The organism is Streptomyces sp. NPDC048671 (assembly GCF_055587045.1).
On record NZ_JBVJHB010000001.1, the window covers coordinates 730,071 to 750,068 of the forward strand.

At 72.4% G+C, this 19,998-nt stretch carries 16 protein-coding genes; 11 read left to right on the top strand and 5 right to left on the bottom strand.

Annotation, left to right across the window (positions count from 1 at the left end; translation table 11 throughout):
- The first annotated feature begins 26 nt into the window (after nt 1-26).
- From ACZ6S6_RS03355 to ACZ6S6_RS03370, 4 genes are all read left to right on the top strand, one after another.
- The gene (locus ACZ6S6_RS03355) at nt 27-1,184 is read left to right on the top strand and encodes an energy-coupling factor transporter transmembrane component T (protein ID WP_469703541.1); all 1,158 of its coding nucleotides are present in this window, start codon (nt 27-29) and stop codon (nt 1,182-1,184) included.
- Complete coding sequence (locus ACZ6S6_RS03360; protein ID WP_469703543.1) at nt 1,181-2,905, top strand: ABC transporter ATP-binding protein; 1,725 nt, start codon at nt 1,181-1,183, stop codon at nt 2,903-2,905. Before ACZ6S6_RS03355 ends, ACZ6S6_RS03360 begins: the two co-directional genes overlap by 4 nt.
- The gene (locus ACZ6S6_RS03365) at nt 2,902-3,729 is read left to right on the top strand and encodes an ECF transporter S component (protein ID WP_362958769.1); all 828 of its coding nucleotides are present in this window, start codon (nt 2,902-2,904) and stop codon (nt 3,727-3,729) included. Before ACZ6S6_RS03360 ends, ACZ6S6_RS03365 begins: the two co-directional genes overlap by 4 nt.
- Before the next feature lie 359 nt (nt 3,730-4,088).
- Nucleotides 4,089-4,472: an aggregation-promoting factor C-terminal-like domain-containing protein gene (locus tag ACZ6S6_RS03370; protein ID WP_469703858.1), complete on the top strand. Its 384-nt coding sequence runs from the start codon at nt 4,089-4,091 to the stop codon at nt 4,470-4,472.
- A 326-nt stretch (nt 4,473-4,798) separates the two neighbouring features.
- Here the strand turns inward: ACZ6S6_RS03370 and ACZ6S6_RS03375 are convergent, their stop codons facing one another.
- Nucleotides 4,799-5,968 carry a steroid 3-ketoacyl-CoA thiolase gene (locus tag ACZ6S6_RS03375; RefSeq protein ID WP_362958764.1) on the bottom strand — a complete coding sequence of 390 codons (1,170 nt, stop codon included), beginning with the start codon at nt 5,966-5,968 and terminating at the stop codon, nt 4,799-4,801.
- A 303-nt stretch (nt 5,969-6,271) separates the two neighbouring features.
- Here ACZ6S6_RS03375 and ACZ6S6_RS03380 point away from each other — a divergent pair, with 303 nt between their 5' ends.
- Together ACZ6S6_RS03380 and ACZ6S6_RS03385 are read left to right on the top strand one after the other, a co-directional pair.
- The gene (locus tag ACZ6S6_RS03380; RefSeq protein ID WP_362958761.1) at nt 6,272-7,522 is read left to right on the top strand and encodes a cytochrome P450; all 1,251 of its coding nucleotides are present in this window, start codon (nt 6,272-6,274) and stop codon (nt 7,520-7,522) included.
- Nucleotides 7,523-7,630: 108 nt separating this feature from the next.
- Nucleotides 7,631-8,581, top strand: a complete 951-nt coding sequence (locus ACZ6S6_RS03385; RefSeq protein WP_362958758.1) for an AEC family transporter — start codon at nt 7,631-7,633, stop codon at nt 8,579-8,581.
- 33 nt (nt 8,582-8,614) lie between these two features.
- Here ACZ6S6_RS03385 and ACZ6S6_RS03390 read toward each other — a convergent pair whose 3' ends face one another.
- Nucleotides 8,615-10,726 (bottom strand): bifunctional glycosyltransferase 87/phosphatase PAP2 family protein, encoded by a 2,112-nt coding sequence (locus ACZ6S6_RS03390; RefSeq protein ID WP_362958755.1) that lies wholly within the window; start codon nt 10,724-10,726, stop codon nt 8,615-8,617.
- Between the two features lie 274 nt (nt 10,727-11,000).
- Between ACZ6S6_RS03390 and ACZ6S6_RS03395 the strand changes: the two genes are divergently transcribed.
- Nucleotides 11,001-12,092 carry a DUF2330 domain-containing protein gene (locus ACZ6S6_RS03395; RefSeq protein WP_362958855.1) on the top strand — a complete coding sequence of 364 codons (1,092 nt, stop codon included), beginning with the start codon at nt 11,001-11,003 and terminating at the stop codon, nt 12,090-12,092.
- 9 nt (nt 12,093-12,101) lie between these two features.
- Here the strand turns inward: ACZ6S6_RS03395 and ACZ6S6_RS03400 are convergent, their stop codons facing one another.
- Nucleotides 12,102-13,202 carry a serpin family protein gene (locus ACZ6S6_RS03400; protein ID WP_362958753.1) on the bottom strand — a complete coding sequence of 367 codons (1,101 nt, stop codon included), beginning with the start codon at nt 13,200-13,202 and terminating at the stop codon, nt 12,102-12,104.
- A 61-nt stretch (nt 13,203-13,263) separates the two neighbouring features.
- Between ACZ6S6_RS03400 and ACZ6S6_RS03405 the strand changes: the two genes are divergently transcribed.
- Nucleotides 13,264-13,752: a GNAT family N-acetyltransferase gene (locus ACZ6S6_RS03405; RefSeq protein ID WP_362958751.1), complete on the top strand. Its 489-nt coding sequence runs from the start codon at nt 13,264-13,266 to the stop codon at nt 13,750-13,752.
- A gap of 98 nt (nt 13,753-13,850) precedes the next feature.
- Here ACZ6S6_RS03405 and ACZ6S6_RS03410 read toward each other — a convergent pair whose 3' ends face one another.
- Nucleotides 13,851-15,896 (bottom strand): MDR family MFS transporter, encoded by a 2,046-nt coding sequence (locus tag ACZ6S6_RS03410; RefSeq protein WP_362958749.1) that lies wholly within the window; start codon nt 15,894-15,896, stop codon nt 13,851-13,853.
- A gap of 135 nt (nt 15,897-16,031) precedes the next feature.
- On the opposite strand from ACZ6S6_RS03410, the gene ACZ6S6_RS03415 reads away from it, so the two are divergent.
- The gene (locus tag ACZ6S6_RS03415) at nt 16,032-17,297 is read left to right on the top strand and encodes a peptidoglycan-binding domain-containing protein (RefSeq protein WP_469703550.1); all 1,266 of its coding nucleotides are present in this window, start codon (nt 16,032-16,034) and stop codon (nt 17,295-17,297) included.
- 177 nt (nt 17,298-17,474) lie between these two features.
- Nucleotides 17,475-18,137 carry an HAD-IA family hydrolase gene (locus ACZ6S6_RS03420; RefSeq protein ID WP_362958745.1) on the top strand — a complete coding sequence of 221 codons (663 nt, stop codon included), beginning with the start codon at nt 17,475-17,477 and terminating at the stop codon, nt 18,135-18,137.
- On the opposite strand, the gene ACZ6S6_RS03425 is transcribed toward ACZ6S6_RS03420, so the two are convergent.
- Nucleotides 18,124-18,885, bottom strand: a complete 762-nt coding sequence (locus ACZ6S6_RS03425) for an ABC transporter permease (RefSeq protein ID WP_362958742.1) — start codon at nt 18,883-18,885, stop codon at nt 18,124-18,126. The two genes, ACZ6S6_RS03420 and ACZ6S6_RS03425, sit on opposite strands and share 14 nt — an antisense overlap.
- Before the next feature lie 324 nt (nt 18,886-19,209).
- Here ACZ6S6_RS03425 and ACZ6S6_RS03430 point away from each other — a divergent pair, with 324 nt between their 5' ends.
- On the top strand, nt 19,210-19,854 hold the full coding sequence (locus ACZ6S6_RS03430; protein ID WP_362958739.1) for an HNH endonuclease family protein: 645 nt from the start codon (nt 19,210-19,212) through the stop codon (nt 19,852-19,854).
- The last annotated feature ends 144 nt before the right edge of the window (nt 19,855-19,998 follow it).

Consider the following 19,998-nt stretch of genomic DNA (forward strand, 5'->3'; position numbering starts at 1 on the left):
CGACGGCCGGCACCGGGGAGGTCCCGGTGACCGGCACCGCGGGCCGTGCGGCGTCCGGCCCCTCCCCGGTCCCCGCCTGGCGCGCGCCCGCCGCGACCCGGAGCAACGCGCTGCCCGCCGGGGCGTGGTGGCTGTGGGCGCTGGGGCTCGCCACCGCCGCGTCCCGGACGACCAACCCGCTGCTGCTCGGCCTGCTGGTGGGCGTGGCGGGGTACGTGGTGGCCGCGCGCCGGACGGACGCGCCGTGGGCCCGGTCCTACGGGGCGTTCATCAAGATCGGGCTGTTCGTCATCGGGGTGCGGCTGCTCTTCTCGGTGTTCCTCGGATCGCCGATCCCCGGCACGCATGTGGTGTTCACGCTGCCCGAGGTGCCGCTGCCGGAGTGGGCGAAGGGCGTCCGGATCGGTGGCCGGGTCACCGCCGAGCAGCTGCTCTTCGCGCTGTACGACGGGGCGAAGCTGGCCACCCTGCTGATCTGCGTCGGCGCGGCGAACTCCCTCGCCAACCCGGCCCGGCTGCTGAAGTCACTGCCCGGTGCGCTGTACGAGGCCGGGGTGGCCGTCGTCGTCGCGATGACGTTCGCGCCGAACATGGTCGCCGACGTGGTGCGGCTGCGCACCGCCCGCCGGCTGCGCGGCCGGCCGACCGGTGGCGTCGGGGCCGTCCTCCAGATCGGGCTGCCGGTCCTGGAAGGGGCGCTGGAGCGCTCGGTCGCGGTGGCGGCCTCGATGGACGCGCGCGGCTACGGGCGCACCGCGCAGGTGCCGGCCGCCGTCCGGCACACCACCAACGTCCTCACCCTCGGCGGGCTGCTCGGTGTCTGCGCCGGTACGTACGGGCTGCTGGCGGCGCAGGGCGCGGTGTACGGGCTGCCGCTGCTGATCGCCGGGCTGGTCGCGGCGATGGCCGGGCTGCGCCTCGGCGGGGCGCGTTCGGTGCGGACCCGCTACCGGCCCGACCGGTGGGGTGTGCGGGCCTGGCTGGTCGCGGGCTCCGGTGCCGCGGTCGCGGTGGCGATGATCTGGGCGGGCGGCGCGGATCCGGCGGCGCTGCACCCCGGTGTCGTCCCGCTGACCGCGCCGGTGCTGCCGCTGTGGCCCGCCGCCGCGGTGCTGATCGGTCTGCTGCCCGCGCTGGTCGCGCCCGTCCCGCCTTCCCCCACAGGCTTCGAGGAGCAGGTGTGATCCGGTTCGACGATGTTTCGGTGCGGTACGAGGGGGCGGAGCGCCCCACCCTGTCGGGGGTCGATCTGACCGTTCCGGAGGGTGAGCTGGTGCTGCTCGTCGGCCCTTCGGGGGTCGGCAAGTCGACTTTGCTGGGTGCCGTGTCGGGGCTGGTACCGCACTTCACCGGGGGCCGGCTGACCGGACGGGTCACCGTCGGCGGGCGCGACACCCGCACGCACAAGCCCCGCGAGCTGGCCGACCTGGTCGGCACGGTGGGTCAGGACCCGCTCTCCCACTTCGTGACCGACACGGTCGAGGACGAGCTGGCGTACGGCATGGAGTCGCTGGGCCTGGCCCCGGACGTGATGCGGCGGCGGGTCGAGGAGACCCTCGATCTGCTGGGCCTCGCGGGGCTGCGGGACCGGCCGATCGCCACGCTCTCCGGCGGTCAGCAGCAGCGGGTCGCGATCGGTTCGGTCCTCACCCCGCACCCCCGGGTCCTGGTGCTGGACGAGCCGACGTCCGCGCTGGACCCTGCGGCGGCCGAGGAGGTCCTCGCGGTGCTCCAGCGGCTCGTCCACGACCTGGGGACGACGGTCCTGATGGCCGAGCACCGGCTTGAGCGCGTCGTGCAGTACGCCGACCAGGTCGTCCTGCTGCCCGCGCCGGGCGCCGCCCCCGTGATGGGCGCGCCCGCCGACGTCATGGCGGTGTCGGCGGTGCATCCGCCGGTCGTGGCGCTGGGGCGGCTGGCGGGCTGGGACCCGCTCCCGCTCTCGGTACGGGACGCCCGGCGGCGGGCCTCCGGGATGCGCGAGGCCCTGGCGGGCGAGCGGCCTGGGCCAGTCTCCGGTACGGCCGGGCCGACGCTCCCGGCCGAGGTGACCGCCGCGCCCCGCCCCGCCGCGCGCCGTGGCGCCCTGGCCAGACTGTTCGGCCGGGGGCCGCAGGAGAGCGCCGCGCCTGGGCCCGTCACCGACGCCACCACCCGGATCGAGCGGCTCGGGGTGCGGCGCGGCCGGGTCGAGGCGCTGCGCCGGGTCACGCTCACCGTCGCGCCCGGCGAGGCCGTCGCGCTGATGGGACGTAACGGCGCGGGCAAGTCCACGCTGCTCGCCGCCCTCGTCGGCATGGTCGAGCCGACCTCCGGCAGCGTCCTGGTCGGCGGCCGGACCCCGCACCGGACACCGCCGCGCGAGATGGTGCGCCGGGTCGGCCTCGTACCGCAGGAGCCGCGCGATCTGCTGTACGCGGACACGGTCGCGGCCGAGTGCGCGGCGGCGGACGCCGACGCGGGCGCCGCGCCGGGCAGCTGCCGGGCCCTGGTGTCCGAGCTGCTGCCCGGCGTACCGGACGACACCCACCCCCGTGATCTCTCCGAGGGGCAGCGGCTCGCCCTGGCGCTCGCCCTCGTGCTCACCGCCCGGCCCCCGCTGCTGCTCCTGGACGAGCCGACGCGGGGCCTGGACTACGCGGCGAAGGCCCGGCTCGTCCGGGTGCTGCGCGCGCTGGCGGCCGAGGGCCATGCGATCGTGCTGGCCACGCACGATGTGGAGCTGGCCGCCGAGCTGGCGCACCGGGTGGTGATCCTCGCGGACGGGGAGGTGGTGGCGGACGGGCCGACCCCGGAGGTCGTGATGTCGTCCCCGGCGTTCGCCCCGCAGATCGCCAAGATCCTCGCCCCGCAGGAATGGCTGACCGTGACGCAGGTGCGCGGGGCGCTGGGGGGTGGCGCGTGAGCGGGACGAGCGGGCGCGGGGCGCGGCCGGTGCGGCTCGGACCGCGGGCCGTCGCCGCGCTGGTGCTGATCAGCGCGATCGGGGTGGTCGCGTTCGGCTGGCCGTTGCTGGCCGGGGCCGATTCGGGTCTCGCGCACTCGCAGGACGCGCCGTGGCTGTTCGCCGCGCTGCTGCCGCTGCTGGTCGGGGTGGTGGTCGCGATGATCGCGGACGCCGGGCTCGACGCGAAGGCGGTGGCGATGCTGGGGGTGCTGGCCGCGGTCGGCGCGGCGCTGCGGCCGCTGGGGGCGGGCACGGCGGGTCTTGAGCCGATGTTCTTCCTGATGGTGCTGAGCGGGCGGGTACTGGGGCCGGGCTTCGGCTTCGTGCTCGGCTCGGTGACGATGTTCGCGTCCGCGCTGCTGACCGGCGGGGTGGGCCCGTGGATGCCGTTCCAGATGCTGTCGATGGGCTGGTTCACGATGGGCGCGGGCCTGCTGCCGGCACCGGACCGACTGCGCGGGCGCGCCGAGCTGCTGATGCTGGCGGCGTACGGGGCGGTGGCGGCGTTCGCGTACGGGACGATCATGAATCTGTACGGGTGGACGATCGTGCCGGGCCTCGGTTCGGGTATCTCCTTCCACCCCGGTGACCCGCTGTCCGAGAACCTGGTGCGCTTCCTCGCGTACTGCACGGCCACCTCGCTGGGCTGGGACCTGGGCCGGTCCGTGCTCACCGTCGTACTGACGCTGACCGTCGGGGCGGCGCTGCTGAAGGCGCTGCGCAGGGCCACCCGCCGCGCCGCCTTCGAGGCCCAGGTCACATTCGACGTCCCGCGGGAGTGAGGGCACCCACAGGACCTTGGTCCTGTACTAGGCGGGATAGGAGCGGCGGGGACGGTACGCCGACCCCCGTTCCATCCCCTCCGACCTGCTATGAAGCGTTTTGGGGCGGTTCGGGACCTTTGGTCCTGGGTGCGAAGCGGGGTCGTACCGGGGGTCATTGCGGTGGTTGAACGGCGCCGCTAACACTTGAGAAGTCGCCGAGCACCGCAGCGTCCACCGGAACGGACAGCGGTCAACGAGCACCGGGCCAGGCAGGATTCGGACCGGCGGGCGACTCATCCGTTCCCGACGTTAGGTTCCCTGTGTCGTTCGCCAGCACCCTTCTCGCCAAGCCCCGCTCCGCCCGCCGCAAGACCGTCATGGCCGGCGCCGCCGTACTCATGAGCGTCGGCGGCCTGGCCGTGGGCACGTCCTCCGCCATGGCGGCCCCGTCCGCCGCACCGGCCGCCGCCGGTGGCGGTGCGCAGGACACGGCCAGGCAGCTGATCGGTGACGAGGCGCAGTTCCAGTGCTTCAGCAACATCGTCAGCCACGAGAGCGGCTGGAACCCGAGCGCCACCAACGCCTCCTCCGGCGCCTACGGCCTGGTCCAGGCCCTGCCCGGTTCGAAGATGGCGTCCGCCGGCTCCGACTGGCAGACCAACCCCACCACCCAGATCAAGTGGGGCATGGACTACATGAACTCCCGCTACGGCAGCCCGTGCGGCGCCTGGACGTTCTGGCAGTCCAACAGCTGGTACTGAGCCGGCCCGGACTCCTTCCGGCAGTGACCCGACAACCCCGACCGCGCCGCGGTCGGGGTTGTCGGCGTCCGTGCCCGGGGTCAGCGCCGCGCGGCCGCGGCGTCGAACCAGCGCACGATCTGCGGAGCCGACTTCAGAAATGTCTCGTTGTGGTTGGGTCGTAGGGGCCGGAGACGGGGGCCAGGGCCCGCAGGGTGAACCGCTGGTCGGCGCCGCTTTCGAGCGCCCTGCCGGCCGGCCCCGACATCCGCGTACGCCCCCGCCCGAGGGTGCACCTGAGAGCACCATCGGACTGGGGCATCCCCCCGCCGGGACCCGCCGGGCCGCTACAGCCGCTGGATGATCGTTCCGGTGGCGAGCGCGCCGCCCGCGCACATGGTGATCAGCGCGAACTCCTTGTCCCTGCGCTCCAGTTCGTGCAGGGCCGTGGTGATCAGCCGGGCCCCGGTGGAGCCGACCGGGTGGCCGAGCGCGATCGCACCGCCGTTGACGTTGACCTTCTCCAGATCCTGTTCGAAGACCTGGGCCCAGCTCAGCACGACGGACGCGAAGGCCTCGTTGATCTCCACGATGTCGATGTCCTTGAGCGACATCCCGGCCTTGCCGAGCACCGCGCGGGTGGCGTCGACGGGGCCGTCGAGGTGGAAGTGCGGGTCGGAGCCGACCAGCGCCTGGGCCACGATCCGGGCCCGCGGCTTGAGCTTGAGCGCCCGCGCCATGCGCTTGGACGCCCACATGATCGCGCAGGCGCCGTCGGATATCTGCGAGGAGTTGCCCGCGGTGTGGATGGCGGTGGGCATCACCGGCTTCAGCCCGGCGAGCCCCTCCATCGTGGTGTCGCGCAGCCCCTCGTCGCGGTCGACCAGCCGCCACATGCCCTGCCCGGCGGCCTGTTCCGCCTCGGTGGTGGGCACCTGGACCGCGTACGTCTCCCGTTTGAAGCGCTCCTCGGCCCAGGCGGCGGCCGCGCGCTCCTGCGAGATCAGTCCGAGCGAGTCCACGTTCTCGCGGGTGAGGCCGCGTTTGCGGGCGATGCGCTCGGCGGCCTCGAACTGGTTGGGCAGGTCGACGTTCCACTCGTCGGGCCACGGCTTGCCCGGCCCGTGCTTGGAGCCGCTGCCGAGCGGCACCCGCGACATCGCCTCGACCCCGCAGCTGATGCCGACGTCGATCACCCCGGCCGCGATCATGTTGGCGACCATGTGGGAGGCCTGCTGCGAGGAGCCGCACTGGCAGTCCACGGTCGTCGCGGCGGTCTCGTACGGAAGCCCCACGGTGAGCCAGGCGTTGCGCGCGGGGTTCATGGACTGTTCGCCGGCGTGGGTGACGGTGCCGCCGACGATCTGTTCGACGCAGTCGGCGTGGATGCCGGTCCGGCCGAGAAGTTCACGGTAGGTCTCACCCAGCAGATAGGCGGGGTGCAGATTGGCGAGCGCGCCTCCGCGCCTGCCGATGGGAGTGCGTACGGCTTCGACGATGACGGGTTCCGCGGCCATGAGCTCGTCCTCTCCTCGCACTTCCGCAGAGGCGTCCCGGCGCCCACGGAAGGAACTAGTACGCGTTCTAGTTCTGTGTGCAGTCTTATGAGGACTACCCCGGGTACGCAAGAGGCTTGCACGGACCTTGCCCGTGCTTCATGGCCAGGACCCACCACAAACCGGCCTGGTTCAACGGCACTTCACGCAACAGATCCGGCCATGCCTCTTGTCAGTTGTAGAACTCGTTACTACCTTTCGGGCAACTTCTGATGGGTCGTCAGACATCGCTCGGGCGGCTCTCGGACCGACCTGGAGTTGCCGATGCCCTGCCCCCATCTGCCCGAAGGGTTCGACTTCACCGATCCCGACCTGCTCCAATCCCGCATACCGCACCCGGAGTTCGCCCGGATGCGCGAGACCGCACCGGTCTGGTGGTGCACCCAGCCCGCCGGTATCTCCGGCTTCGACGACGAGGGCTACTGGGTCGTCACCCGGCACGCCGACGTCAAGTACGTCTCGACCCGTCCCGAGCTGTTCTCGTCGAACACCAACACCGCGGTGATCCGCTTCAACGAGACGATCAGCCGCGACCAGATCGACGTCCAGAAGCTGATCATGCTGAACATGGACCCGCCCGAGCACACCCGCGTCCGCCAGATCGTCCAGCGCGGCTTCACCCCCCGCGCCATCCGCTCCCTGGAACAGGCGCTGCGCAGCCGGGCGCGCTCGATCGTCGAGACGGCGCTGGCCGGCGCGGACGACGACGGCTCGTTCGACTTCGTCAACAACATCGCCGTCGAACTGCCGCTCCAGGCCATCGCCGAGCTGATCGGCGTACCGCAGGAGGACCGGACCAGGATCTTCGACTGGTCCAACAAGATGGCCTCGTACGACGATCCGGAGTACGCGATCACCGAGGAGATCGGTGCCGAGGCGGCCATGGAGCTCGTCTCGTACTCGATGAATCTCGCGGCGGCGCGCAAGGAGTGCCCGGCCAAGGACATCGTCTCCCAGCTGGTCGCCGCCGAGGGCGAGGGCAATCTGCTCTCCGACGAGTTCGGCTTCTTCGTCATCCTGCTCGCCGTGGCCGGGAACGAGACCACCCGCAACGCCATCAGCCACGGCATGCACGCCTTCCTCACCCATCCCGAGCAGTGGGAGCTCTACAAGCGCGAGCGGCCGGAGACGACCGCCGAGGAGATCGTCCGCTGGGCGACGCCCGTGGTCTCCTTCCAGCGCACCGCCACCCAGGACCTCGAACTGGGCGGTCAGCAGATCAAGAAGGGCGACCGGGTCGGGCTGTTCTACTCCTCGGCCAATAACGACCCCGAGGTCTTCGAGAGCCCGGAGAAGTTCGACATCACCCGCGATCCCAATCCGCACCTCGGCTTCGGCGGCGGCGGTCCGCACTTCTGCCTGGGCAAGTCCCTTGCCGTGATGGAGATCGACCTGATCTTCAACGCCATCGCGGACGTGCTGCCGGACCTGCGGCTGGTCAGCGATCCGCGGCGGCTGCGGTCGGCCTGGCTCAACGGCATCAAGCAGCTCCAGGTGAGCACCACGAACGGCTGAGGACGGCCCGGAACGCGCCGCCGGGCGGGGCCTGTCCGGCTGTTCCGGTACGCCCGTCCGCACCCCTGCACGGGGGGGGCGGACGGGCGTGGCGGGATCATGGCGGGCATGCACGCCCTGCTCTCCGCCTTCGCGCCGATCTGGATGCTGACCGCTGCCGGGTACGTCGTCGGCCGCAGTGGCCTCCTCGGGGCGCAGGCCGAAGCGGTGCTCGGCCGGTTCGTCTTCCATGTCGCCATGCCCGCCGCCCTGTTCAGCATGGTGTCGGGGTCCCGGCCGGCCGACTTCGCCCATCTGTCGGTGGTGGCGTTCGCGGCGGCCACGGCGCTGGTGTCCGCTCTGGGATACGTGGTGGCCCGGCGGTTCTTCGGCCGCGGGAGGGCCGACGGGGCGATCAGCAGCATGGCGTCCGGCTACGTCAACTCCGCCAACCTGGGCATCCCGGTGGCGGTGCAGGTGCTCGGCGACGCCTCGTTCGTCGCGCAGGTCATCCTGTTCCAGGTGCTGCTGGTCTCACCGGTGATCCTGACCCTGCTGGACTCGGGGACCCGGGCGGGCGGCGGGCGCCCCGGCGGCGGGCTGCGGCGGATGCTGACCATGCCGGTGCGCAATCCGGTCATCATGGCCTCGCTGCTCGGAGTCGCCGTCTCCGCCTCCGGGCTTCGGCTGCCGGCCGCCCTCACCCACTCCTGCGACCTGCTGGGCGCCGCGGCCGTGCCGACGGCCCTGGTCACACTGGGCCTTTCCCTGCACGGCGGCCCGGCCGGCGCGACCGGACGCGTCGCGGGCCGGGCGGAGGTCGGGGTCGCGGTCGCGCTGAAAACCCTGGCGCAGCCCCTGGTCGCCTTCCTCGTCGCCGGTCCGCTGCTGGGCCTGCCGGAGCACCAGGTGCTGGCCGTGGTGCTCTGCTCGGCGCTCCCGATGGCGCAGAACGCCTTCATCTACGCCCGCGAGTACGGCCTGGACACCAGCCTCGCCCGCAACTCCGTGGTGGCCTCCACGGTGGTGTCGATGCTCACGCTGTCCTTCGCCGCCTGGGCGCTGGGGCCGGCCCACTGAGCCGCTGAGCCGTCCGGGTGGCGGGCGCGGTGGCTACGGTTTGCCGGCCACCGCTTCGCCCTCCACCGTCGCTGCCGGGGGCCGCTCGGCCTCGGGAGGTTCCTCGGCCGCCGGGGGCCGTCCGGCCTTCGCCGCCTTCGCCGCGGGCTCCTGGAGCCGACGCGGACCGGACAGCACGTAGGTCAGCCCGAAGCCGAGCGCGACCACCGCCGCCCCGCCCACCGCGTCGAGCACCCAGTGGTTGCCCGTCGCGATGATCGCGGAGACCGTGAACAGCGGATGCAGCACCCCCAGCAGCTTCATCCAGACCTTCGGCGCGAGCATCACGACCACCACCCCGCACCACAGCGACCAGCCGAAGTGCAGCGAGGGCATCGCGGCGTACTGGTTGGTGACGCCCGTCAGCGTCCCGTAGTCGGGCTTCGCGAAGTCCTGGACGCCGTGGACCGTGTCGATGAAGCCGAGCCCCGGCATCAGCCGCGGCGGGGCCAGCGGGTAGAGCCAGAACCCGACCAGGGCCAGGAGCGTGGCGAACCCGATGGAGCTGCGGACCCAGCGGTAGTCCGCGGGGCGGCGTACGTACAGCACGCCGAGGATCGTCAGCGGCACGATGAAGTGGAACGTCGAGTAGTAGTAGTCGAAGAAGTCCCGCAGCCAGCCGACCTTGACCACCGCGTGGTTGGCCCAGTGCTCCATGTCGATGTGCAGCCACTGTTCGATCGAGTGGATCTGCCGCCCGTGGTGCTCCGCGGTGGCACGGCCGGCCGTCGCGGCCAGCCTGACCTGCTGGTACGCGGAGTAGACGACCCTGATCAGCAGGAGTTCCAGCAGCAGGTTGGGCCTGCTGAGCACGCGCCGCCAGAACGGCAGCAGCGGCACCCGGCTCCAGCGGGCGGGGACCGGGGCCGCGTAGTCCGTGGGGACGGGCTGCTGCCAGTGCGGCGAGGTACGCGGCAGGAACGGGGCGACGCACGCGGCCGCGAGCGCGGCGATCAGCAGCACGTTGTCGCGTACCGGGAACATCGTCTCGATGTTCGGCAGCAGCATCGTGCCCGGCAGTGTGACTACGAGGATCACGACGGCCGGCCACACCAGCCGGTCGGAGGCCCGTCTGCCGACCCGGCCGACCACCGCGAGCAGCACCCACAGCAGCTGGTGCTGCCAGGCGGTCGGCGAGACGGCGACGGCGACACAGCCGGTCACGGCCACGGCGAGCAGCAGTTGGCCGTCGCGGGCGTACCGGGCGGCGCGGCGCAGACCGACGAAGCAGACGGCCGCGGCCAGCACCAGGAAGAGCGCGATCTCCAGCGGGCCCTCCAGCCCGAACCTGAGCAGCGCGCCGTGCAGGGACTGGTTGGCGAGGCTGTCCGCCTGGTCGCCGAGTCCGGCCCCGGCGACGTGGTGCACCCAGTACGTCCACGAGTCGTGCGGCATCGCCGCCCAGGCCAGTACCGTGCAGGCGGCGAACGCGGCGCCGCCGGTCACCGCCGCCCGGCGTCTCCCGGTCAGCCAGAGCAGTGCGGCGAACAGCAGCACGGTCGGCTGGAGCGCGGCCGCGACGCCGATCAGGACGCCGGAGGCGCGTTCCCCGCGGACCACGAAGCAGCCGACGAGCACCAGGAGGACCGGCAGAATGCTGGTCTGGCCCAGGTAGAGGGCGTTGCGGACCGGCAGCGAGAGCATCAGCAGGGTGATCGCGACGGGCGCCGCGAACAGCGCGGTGCGCCGGTTGACCGGGCCGGGCAGGGCGCGTGCCGCGATGACGCCGAGCGCGGCGACCAGCAGCAGCGAACCGAAGGTCCAGGCGACCCCGAGGCTCTGTTCGGCGGTCCGGGTGAGCGGCTTCAGCACCAGCCCGGCGAAGGGAGTGCCGGTGAACCGGTCGGTGTCGTACAGCGAGCCCGTCACATGAAGCACACCGTTCTCACCGGTCCAGGTCTCCAGATCGGTGAGCCGTTCGCCAGGCGGCTGCCGCAGCACCACCGCCATCTGCCGTACGGCCAACGCGGCCACGACCAGCCAGAGAACTGCCCGAGCCGCCCCGGTCCTCGCCCCTGTCGTCGCATCTCCGCGCACACTGTGCTCCGCATTCGCCACGCTGAGCCGACCCTCCCGCCATCTTGTGCCGGCCCTCGATCCGGGCATGCTGTGAAACCTTCGCATTGCGCTATGAGGTAGACCCAATCAACCCCCTCTTCGCCTGACTGTCATCCGGCTTTTGTCCGAAAGGATGCCCGGCCGTTCGATCGGGCCGGGACCCGACGGCCGGAACCGGCCGGGGCGCCCCCACGTCTGAGCCCGTGACCAGGGCCGACGGGGGAGGAGCCGGGACATGCGGTGGGCTGGGACGGATCAAACGGGTCAAGGAGTACGGGCCGGATCGCGTGCGTGGGCGGTCCGCGCGCTCTCGCTGTTCATGATGCTGGTGTCGCTCCAGCTCGGCTCGCTGATCGCACCGGCGTACGCCTGCGGCTGCGGGGCGATGGTGGTGGACCGGAACAGCCAGGTCACGGTCGACCGGGAGACCTCCGTGGTCAGCTGGTCCGGCGGCACCGAGCAGATCGTGATGCGGCTCACCGTTCACGGGAACGCCCCGGCGGCGGCGTGGATCATGCCCGTGCCGCACCGGGCCACCGTCGAGCTGGGTGACGCCGCGCTCTTCTCCGAGCTCGAAACCCTCACCGCGCCGGTCCACGAGACGCGGCACTACTTCTGGCCGCGCGCGAAGGACTGGCCGTTCGGCGGTTCGGACCGGGCGTCCGGCTCCGGCGCGGCCCCCTCGGCGGCCGCGCCGGTCGGGGTGGTCGGCCGGGAGCGGCTGGGGCCGTTCGACGTGGCCCGGCTGACCGCGACCGACCCGGCGGCCCTGGAGGGCTGGCTGACGGACAACGGCTTCGAGCTGCCGGACCGGCTGTCGACGGCGCTGCGGCCCTACGTCGATCAGAAGTGGGAGTACGTGGCGATCCGCCTCGCCCCTCAGGAGAAGGGCGGTCCGCTGCTCGGCCGGCTCGACCCGCTGCGGCTGCGTTTCGCCAGCGACGGGCCGGTCTACCCGATGCGGCTGTCCCGGCTCGCCAGGACGCCGCAGTCGCTGGGGCTGTACGTGCTGGCGGCGAACCGGATGGAGCCGCGCGGCGCGATCGGCGGCGAGCCGCCCGAGGTGACCTACGCGGGGCGGGTCGGCGCCGGGCAGGAGAAGCGCGCGTACCCGGCGCTGGGGGCGCTGACGGGCGGGAAGCCGGTGTTCGTCACGGCGATCGAGCAGTCGTTCCCGAGGCCGGAGCTGATCGACGGGGACCACGAGCTGCGGGCGGTTGCCGCCGACACCCCGTACCGGACCACGTACTACCGCGACGAGCTGCTGACCGTGGGGCCCGTTCCGGCCTGGGTGCTGTCGCTGCTCGGTGGAACGGCGGTGGCGGTCGCGGCGGTGCTGTTGCTGGTGCGTTCCCGGCGGCGGCGGCCGGTCGCACCGCCGCCGCCGGTCACCGCACCGCCACCACTGCGGTGAGCGCGGGGTTCAGCCCTGCACCGGGATGTCCGCCTGCCAGCCCGTGAAGAGCGGGACCTCGCCACCGCCGTCCAGGACCACGATCCCGAACGGGCGGTCGAAGGCGAGGTGCAGGAAGCGCTGCCGCACGGGCGCCGCGCCGGCGGGGGCGGCGATGACGGTCACGGCGGCGGCCTGCACGCCCTCCTCGGCGACCTTCACCACCACCTCCTGCACCACCTGGGAGATCCTGAGCGGCTCGGGTGACATCCACCCGAAGTCGGCGGCGGCGCTCGTCGAGACCCGGATGCCCAGCGCCGCCAGCTGCTCGGTGACCTGAACGTTCGTACGCAAGGTGAATCGCGGGACGGCGATACTCAGGACGTCCGCGTCCAGCGGGCTGCGCAACGCCTGCGGCGCCCAGGCCGCCGGCAGTACGTCCGCCGCTCCCGCGCCCGGCTCCCCCAGCACCAGCCTGACCCGTGCCGGGGCGCCGCCGGGGCGCTCGGTGCGGCAGCGCAGCTCGACGACGTGGGTGCCGCGTACCGTCCAGCCGTCCCACGGCCCACGTGTGGCGGACATGGTCGGGACCGCACGGCTCACTCCGGCCGCGTCGGTGAACGGCAGGTCCCGGGTGGCCTCGGGTTCGAACGGCTCGTCCCATCGTGCCTTCAGCGCCAGCACGTTGACGAGCACCAGCAGCATCTCCTCACTGATGTCCAGCGGCAGCCGCTCGATCAGACCGCCGGTGGCCTCCCGCACCCATGCGTCGACCCCGGTGGCGTCCATCGGCCCGAAACCGATGTCCGCCAGCGCCTCCCGGTACTCCCGGTGGACCGGCACCCGGGTCCACACCCGGGTCGCCACCCCCAGCGCGTCGGTGGCCGCCAGCTCGCGCGCCCCGGCCGTCACCGCGTCGGCGGCCTGCCGCTCCGCCACCCCCAGCACCGCCCGCAGCTCGTCGGCGGTCTCCCCGCGGGCTCCTGCCGCGACCACGGCCAGGGCCAGCCAGAGCCCGGCCGGCGAGCACACGAAGCTCCCGCCGCCCGGCCCGGCCAGCTCCCGTATCCACCTCTCGCCGAGCCGCTGGACCGCCCCGGCCCTCGTCGTCGAACCCGTCTCCTGCGTCACCGGTGCCCCCTGCGCACAAATTCGCTTCTCCGCACAGCTGTGCGGAAGTCAGAATGAACCAATGACGTGGACCGTGACCCCCGAACACTTCGACTCCCCCGACGCCGCACCGCTGCGCCGGGACTACTACGACGAGGTCGCGAGCCGCTACTGGGGGCGGCCCGCGACGGTCGAGGAGATCGACGAGGGGCTCGCGGACGACGGCGCCGAGCTGCTTGTTCCGCCCACCGGCGAGTTCGTCGTCGGCCGGTTCGACGGGCGGGCGGCGGCCTGCGCCGGGCTGGTCGTGACGGACGCGGGGGTCGCGGAGCTGACCCGGGTCTTCGTACGTCCCGAGGTGCGGGGCACGGGCGGCGGCGGGCTGCTGCTCACGGCGGTCGAGGACCGGGCGCGGGCCCTCGGCGTACGGACGCTCCGGCTCGACACCCGTGACGACCTCGTCGAGGCGCGCGGGCTGTACGCGAAGCACGGCTACCGGGAGGTCCCGGCGTTCCACCGCCGCAAGTACGCCGAGCACTGGTTCGCCAAGGAGCTCCGCACCACCGCGTGAGCGATCCGGGCGTACGAGAGCCCCGCCCTTGAACGCAGGCCCGCAGGAGCCTCGGGGGGCGTGGTGGTCCGGCCCTTGAATGCAGGCCCTCGGGAGCCTCAGGGGGCGTGGTGGTCCCGCTTCGGCTCCGGGCTGTGCGGCCGTTCCCTGCTCGATCCGCTCGTCTCGGCCGTCAGCTCCGACACCAGGGCGACCAGGTCGGTCGGCCGGTCCGGCCCCCACCAGTCGCCCAGCAGCTCGGCCAGGGACTCCTCGCGGGCGTGCGAGAGCTTCACCACGGCCTCGGCGCCGGGTTCGGTGAGCACCAGCTGCACGCCCACCCGGCGGGCCAGCCCGCGTTCCTCCAGCTGCCGGCCCGCCTCGCTGATCACCCGCAGCGGCACCGGGGCGATCTCGGCGAGCCGGACGGGCTCGACGGTGCCGTGCCGTTTGATGCGCAGCAGCATCCAGCTCGCGGCGGGCAGCAGGTCGAGTCCGGCCTTCTCGGTGATCTTCACGTAGACCTCGCGGCGTCCCTCCCTGGTGGCGAGGACCGAGAGGGCGCGGGCGCATTCGTCGTACGAGGACCGCTCGACCGGGTTGGACGCCAGGGTCTCGCTGGGGTCGGGTGCGGTCACCGAGCCCCGCAGCTTGTCCTCCTTGAGCAGCCAGGCGAAGACGAAGGCGATCAGGACGACGGGTGCCGCGTACAGGAACACACCGGTGATCGACGTCGAGTACGCGCTGAGCACCGGCCCGCGCAGTGCGGGCGGCAGCTGGCTGACGGCGCGCGGGTCGGAGGCCAGTGCGTTCGCGCTGACGCCGGGCGGCAGCGTACGGCCGGAGAGCGCCGCACCGAGCCTGTCGGTGAGCCGGTTGGTGAAGATGGTGCCGAAGATGGCGACGCCGAACGAGGCGCCGATGGAACGGAAGAAGGTCGCCCCCGAGGTGGCGACACCGAGGTCCTGGTAGCTCACGGCGTTCTGCACGATCAGGACGAGTACCTGCATCACCAGGCCGAGTCCCGCACCGAAGACGAAGAAGTAGAGGCTCATCTCCAGGGTGCTGCTGTGCTCCGTGAGCCGGTGCAGGAGCAGCAGGCCGGCCGCCGTGATGCCGGTGCCGAGGATCGGGAAGATCTTCCAGCGGCCCGTACGGCTGACGATCTGGCCGGACCCGGTCGAGGTGATGAGCAGGCCGAACACCATCGGGAGCATGTGGACGCCGGACATCGTCGGCGTGATGTCGTGCACCACCTGGAGGAAGGTCGGCAGATAGGTCATCGCGCCGAACATCGCGAAGCCGATGACGAAGCTGATCACGGCGACGAGGCTGAAGGTCCTGATCCGGAACAGCTTCAGCGGCAGTACGGGTTCGGCCGCGCGCCGCTCCACGTACACGAAGGCGATCAGCAGCAGCACGCTGACCACGGCGAGACCGATGATCTGCGTCGAGCCCCAGGCCCAGGTGGTGCCGCCGAGCGAGGCGACCAGGACCAGACAGGTGGCGACCGAGGCGATGAGGAAGGTGCCCAGGTAGTCGATGGTGTGCTTCGTCCGGCGGATCGGGATGTGCAGCACGGCGGCGATGACGGCGAGGGCGACGACCCCGATGGGGAGGTTGATGTAGAAGACCCAGCGCCAGCTGAGCTGTTCGGTGAAGAAGCCGCCGAGGAGCGGTCCGAGCACGCTCGTCGCGCCGAACACCGCTCCGAACAGGCCCTGGTACTTGCCTCGTTCGCGCGGCGGGACGATATCGCCGACGATCGCCATCGACAGCACGATCAGGCCGCCACCGCCGAGCCCCTGGAGGGCGCGGAAGCCGATCAGTTGCGGCATGTTCTGGGCGATGCCGCAGAGCGCGGAGCCGATCAGGAAGATGACGATGGCGATCTGGAAGAGCCGCTTGCGCCCGTACTGGTCACCGAGCTTGCCCCAGAGCGGGGTCGCGGCGGTCGATGCCAGCAGATAGGCCGTGACCACCCACGACAGATGATCCAGACCGCCGAGGTCGCTGACGATGGTCGGCAGTGCGGTGGAGACGATGGTCTGGTCGAGTGCGGCGAGCAGCATGCCGAGAAGCAGCGCGCCGATCGCCACCAGAACCGACCGCGTGGAGCGGTTCTCGCCGGGGGCCGGGGCCGGAGGGCTCAACTGCTGGGCCATGAAACATCTCCTCGGGTCCGCTACACCCCCATCCTGTCCGTTCTGCACCGTTATGGCCTGCCGAAGGGTCGGATGATTGGGCTTCCCGGCGGCGGGCTGCATAATCGCAGGCAGTTCAAGGGGAGGGGACCCACAATGGCCGGACATATATGCCCGGAGTGCGGTACGGACGGCAGACCCGGCGCCGGTCCGGGCTGCGGCTGCGCGGAACGCGCTGCCCGGCACGGTGCCGGGCAGCGGGAGCCCGCCGGACATCAGCACGTCACCGAGGAGCAGCGGGCCGCCGAGCAGCACCGCATCGTCGAGGAGCACCACGCCGGGCGGTCGGCCGAGTTCGCGGCCACGGAGGACTTCGACCCGCTGCGCATTCGGCCGTACGTGACGCTGGGTGGCGAGGAGACGGCGGCCGGCCGGGACGAGCCGGAGCGGTATGTGACGGACGGCCATATGGGGGACGGTCATACGGGACACGGCCATGCGAGGGACGGCCATGCGGGGAACGGCCACGCAGGGAACGGCCAGGCAGGGAACGGCCAGGCATGGGAAGGCCATACGGGGGACGGCCATGCGGGGGACGGCCAGGCATGGGAAGGCCATACGGGGGACGGCCATGCGGGGGACGCGGCCACCACGATGCCGCTGTTCCTGAACCCGGCGGGACCGGCCCCGCTGCCGGACGCCGCCGGTCCGGACGCCCCGAACGCCTGGGACGGCCACCCGGGCACCCCGCTCCTGACGGCCGGTCCGGACCCCGTGCAGCCGCGTCGCCGCAGGCCCTTCGCCGCGCTGGCCGTGGGGGCGGCCGTCGTCGCGGTGGTGGGCACGGCGGCCTTCATCGGCGGGCTGTTCAACGGGGACGGCGACGGGGACACCACCCTGGATCCGGTCCTGCCCTCCACGGTGACCAGCCTCCCCGAGGAGAGCGCCTCGCCTTCGGCCTCCACGACGGCGTCCGCCTCCGTGTCACCGTCCCGGCCGGCCACGGCGTCACCGTCGGCCTCCGCGACAGCGTCCGCGACCGCGACCGCGTCGCCGTCGGCAACCGCCTCGGCGTCCCGTTCCGCGACCGCCGGGCCCTCGGGCACGGCTACCGCGTCCTCCCCGGCGGCCACGGCGGACACCGGGGGTCCGGAGCAGCCGGTGGCCCCGCCCGCCCCGCCGCAGGACGGTTCCACGCTGCGGCGAGGCGACCACGGCCCGGAGGTGGCCGAGTTGCAGCGCCGGCTCCAGGAGATCGGGCTGTTCATGAGCCCCGACGACGCCGACTACACGGACCGCGTCGAGGACGCCGTGTACCGCTACCAGCGATACATGTACATCCAGGGCGACGACGCCGGGGTCTACGGGCCGCACACCCGGCGGGCACTGGAGGCGGTCACGACGGGCCGTGGACGCCACTGACCGGCACCGCGCACCTGCTCCGGCCGGGGATTCGCTTTCCCCGGCAGGTTTTTGTATCGTGATGAAACAAAGTGGCCCCCAAACGCACTCCCTGACCGGCGGGCGGGGGCCGCTTGTTCTCTTTCCGGGGCCGGTCCCACCTGTCCCGCACCGTCACCCCCGCCCTGGAGCCCGCCCATGCCGGCCACCGTCCTCACCGCCCGTGCCCTCCTGCTCGACATGGACGGGACCCTGGTGAACTCCGACGCCGTCGTGGAGCGCTGCTGGCGGCGCTGGGCGCTGCGGCAGGGCCTGGACCCGGAGGCCGCGCTCAAGGTGGTCCACGGCCGCCAGGGGTACGCCACCATGGCGGTGCTCCTCCCGGACCGTCCGATGGAGCAGAACCACGCGGACAACCGGGTGATGCTCGCCGAGGAGACCGCCGACACCGACGGCGTCGTCCCGATCGGCGGCGCCGACGCCTTCATGGACGCGATCGCCGCGCTCCCGCACGCCCTGGTCACCTCGGCCGACCGGGCACTGGCCCAGGCCCGGATGACCGCGGCCGGACTGCGGATGCCCGAACTCCGGGTCACCGCCGAGAGCGTGGGTGCCAGCAAGCCGGACCCGGAGGGCTTCCTCAAGGGCGCCGCCGCGCTGGGCTTCGACCCGGCGGACTGCATCGTCTTCGAGGACTCCGAGGCGGGCATCGCGGCGGGCCGGGCGGCGGGGATGCGCGTCGTGGGCGTGGGCCCGCGCGCGGCGGCACTCTCCCCGGACGCGCACGTCGAGGACCTGACGCGACTCCGGGTGGAGGCGGCGGCCGACGGCTCGGTCCTGCTGCACATCAGCGCCCGATAGCCGAGGATCCTCCCCCGTCACGGCGGAGCCGTCCCCGCGCCACCAGTTCCAGCACGGTCGCGACGGCCACCGCCTGTACGGCCATCAGCGCCACCAGCACGAACAGCTGTACGGCGCCCGCCTGTACCGGTGAGGCGCCGCCCAGCAGCATGCCGACGAAGGCACCGGGCAGCGTGACGAGCCCCACCGTCCGGGTCTGGTCGAGCCCCGGCAGCAGCGCGTCCGACGCCGCCGGCCGGGCGATCTCCAGCCGCGCGTCGCGGTCCGGGAAGCCGAGCGCCATCGCCGCCTCCACCTCCCCGTGCCGGGTCGCCAGCTCGTCGAGCGCGCGCCGCCCGCCGAGCACGGTCGCGGTCAGGGCGCCCCCGATGAGGATGCCGGTCACCGGGATCAGCGCGATGCCCCGGACCGGCACCAGCCCGGTGAGCAGCAGCACCGCGACCACCGGCACGACCCCGGCCCCGATCGGCACGGCCACCCACCGCCAGGTGCGGTTATCGGTGACGCGGTGGCCCGCGGTCCACACCGCCACGCCGAACATCAACGCGATGAACGCGAAGGTCGGCGCGGAGGCATGGACCACCCAGCCGATGAGCGAGGAGACCGCGGCGAGCTGGACCGCCGCCCGCAGCCCCGCCAGGACGATCTGACGCGACCGGCCGAGCGAGGCGAAAGCGGCGACGCCCGCGGCCGCCGCGAGCAGCAGGGCGAGAACGACCCCGAGCGTGATGTTGACCGGTAGCAGCACGCGGCCACCCTAAGACCGCCCCGGCCGCTCCTCAGCCGCGACCGGACCCCGGCCGACCCCAGCCCGGCCTTAACCCCCTTCCCCCAGCGCGGCCTTACCCCCTTCCCCTCAGCGCGGAACTGCCGTCTCATCAGTTCCGTACGCCCGCGCACACACATGCGTACGCCCCCGCACCCCGACCCTCTTCGTCAGAACCCTTGATGTGACGTGCCCATGTCGCCACTCTGTTACCTGGCGCCCACCCCACGGAAACCTCGCGCCGCCACGATGGCCGGGCCGTTTCGGACGACCCGTCCAAGTTCCCCCCACGTCAAGGGAGTTCACATGTCAGGTGTCTACGCGCGTCGCATCGCCGTCCTCGCCGCATCAGCCGCCCTCGCCGCAACCACCGGGCTGCTCAACGCTCCCGGCGCCCAGGCCGCCATGCCCACCCCGGTGGCCGCGTCCACCGCCCGCACCTATCTGAGCCAGCTGACCGTGCAGGCGGAGGGCTCGTCGAGCGGATACAGCAGGGACAAGTTCCCGCACTGGATCACCCAGTCGGGCACCTGCAACACCCGTGAGGTGGTGCTGAAGCGGGACGGCACGAACGTAACGCAGGACTCCAGCTGCGCCGCCGTGAGCGGCAGTTGGTACTCGGAGTACGACGGGGCCACCTGGACCGCCGCATCCGATGTGGACATCGACCACATGGTCCCGCTCGCCGAGGCCTGGCGGTCCGGCGCATCGAGCTGGACCAACGCCCAACGCCAGGCGTATGCCAACGACCTGACGCGCCCCCAGCTCATCGCGGTCACCGACAACGTCAACCAGTCCAAGGGCGACAAGGACCCGGCGAAGTGGCTCCCGTCGCGCGCCGCGTACCAGTGCACGTACGCACGCGCCTGGGTGCACGTGAAGCACTACTACGACCTGACCGTCGACTCGGCCGAGAAGGCCGCACTGCAGTCCGTGCTCAACGGCTGCTGAACGATCGCTGAACGGCGACCGTCCCGCTGACCGCCGCCCCCGGAACCGCCCCCCGCTCCCCCGTCGTTCCGTACGGCACGAACCCGCCGCACGAACAACGCGTACGGAATCCGCCCGTACGGAACGACGCGAGGAGCACCACAC

Excerpts from the sequence above, each read along its gene's own strand:
- ACZ6S6_RS03370 (WP_469703858.1), top strand. The coding sequence starts at position 4,089 with ATGGCCGGCGCCGCCGTACTCATGAGCGTCGGCGGCCTGGCCGTGGGC.
- ACZ6S6_RS03375 (WP_362958764.1), bottom strand. The coding sequence starts at position 5,968 with ATGGCCGCGGAACCCGTCATCGTCGAAGCCGTACGCACTCCCATCGGC.
- ACZ6S6_RS03380 (WP_362958761.1), top strand. The coding sequence starts at position 6,272 with ATGCCCTGCCCCCATCTGCCCGAAGGGTTCGACTTCACCGATCCCGAC.
- ACZ6S6_RS03385 (WP_362958758.1), top strand. The coding sequence starts at position 7,631 with ATGCACGCCCTGCTCTCCGCCTTCGCGCCGATCTGGATGCTGACCGCT.
- ACZ6S6_RS03390 (WP_362958755.1), bottom strand. The coding sequence starts at position 10,726 with ATGCCCGGATCGAGGGCCGGCACAAGATGGCGGGAGGGTCGGCTCAGC.
- ACZ6S6_RS03395 (WP_362958855.1), top strand. The coding sequence starts at position 11,001 with ATGCTGGTGTCGCTCCAGCTCGGCTCGCTGATCGCACCGGCGTACGCC.
- ACZ6S6_RS03405 (WP_362958751.1), top strand. The coding sequence starts at position 13,264 with ATGACGTGGACCGTGACCCCCGAACACTTCGACTCCCCCGACGCCGCA.
- ACZ6S6_RS03410 (WP_362958749.1), bottom strand. The coding sequence starts at position 15,896 with ATGGCCCAGCAGTTGAGCCCTCCGGCCCCGGCCCCCGGCGAGAACCGC.
- ACZ6S6_RS03415 (WP_469703550.1), top strand. The coding sequence starts at position 16,032 with ATGGCCGGACATATATGCCCGGAGTGCGGTACGGACGGCAGACCCGGC.
- ACZ6S6_RS03420 (WP_362958745.1), top strand. The coding sequence starts at position 17,475 with ATGCCGGCCACCGTCCTCACCGCCCGTGCCCTCCTGCTCGACATGGAC.
- ACZ6S6_RS03430 (WP_362958739.1), top strand. The coding sequence starts at position 19,210 with ATGTCAGGTGTCTACGCGCGTCGCATCGCCGTCCTCGCCGCATCAGCC.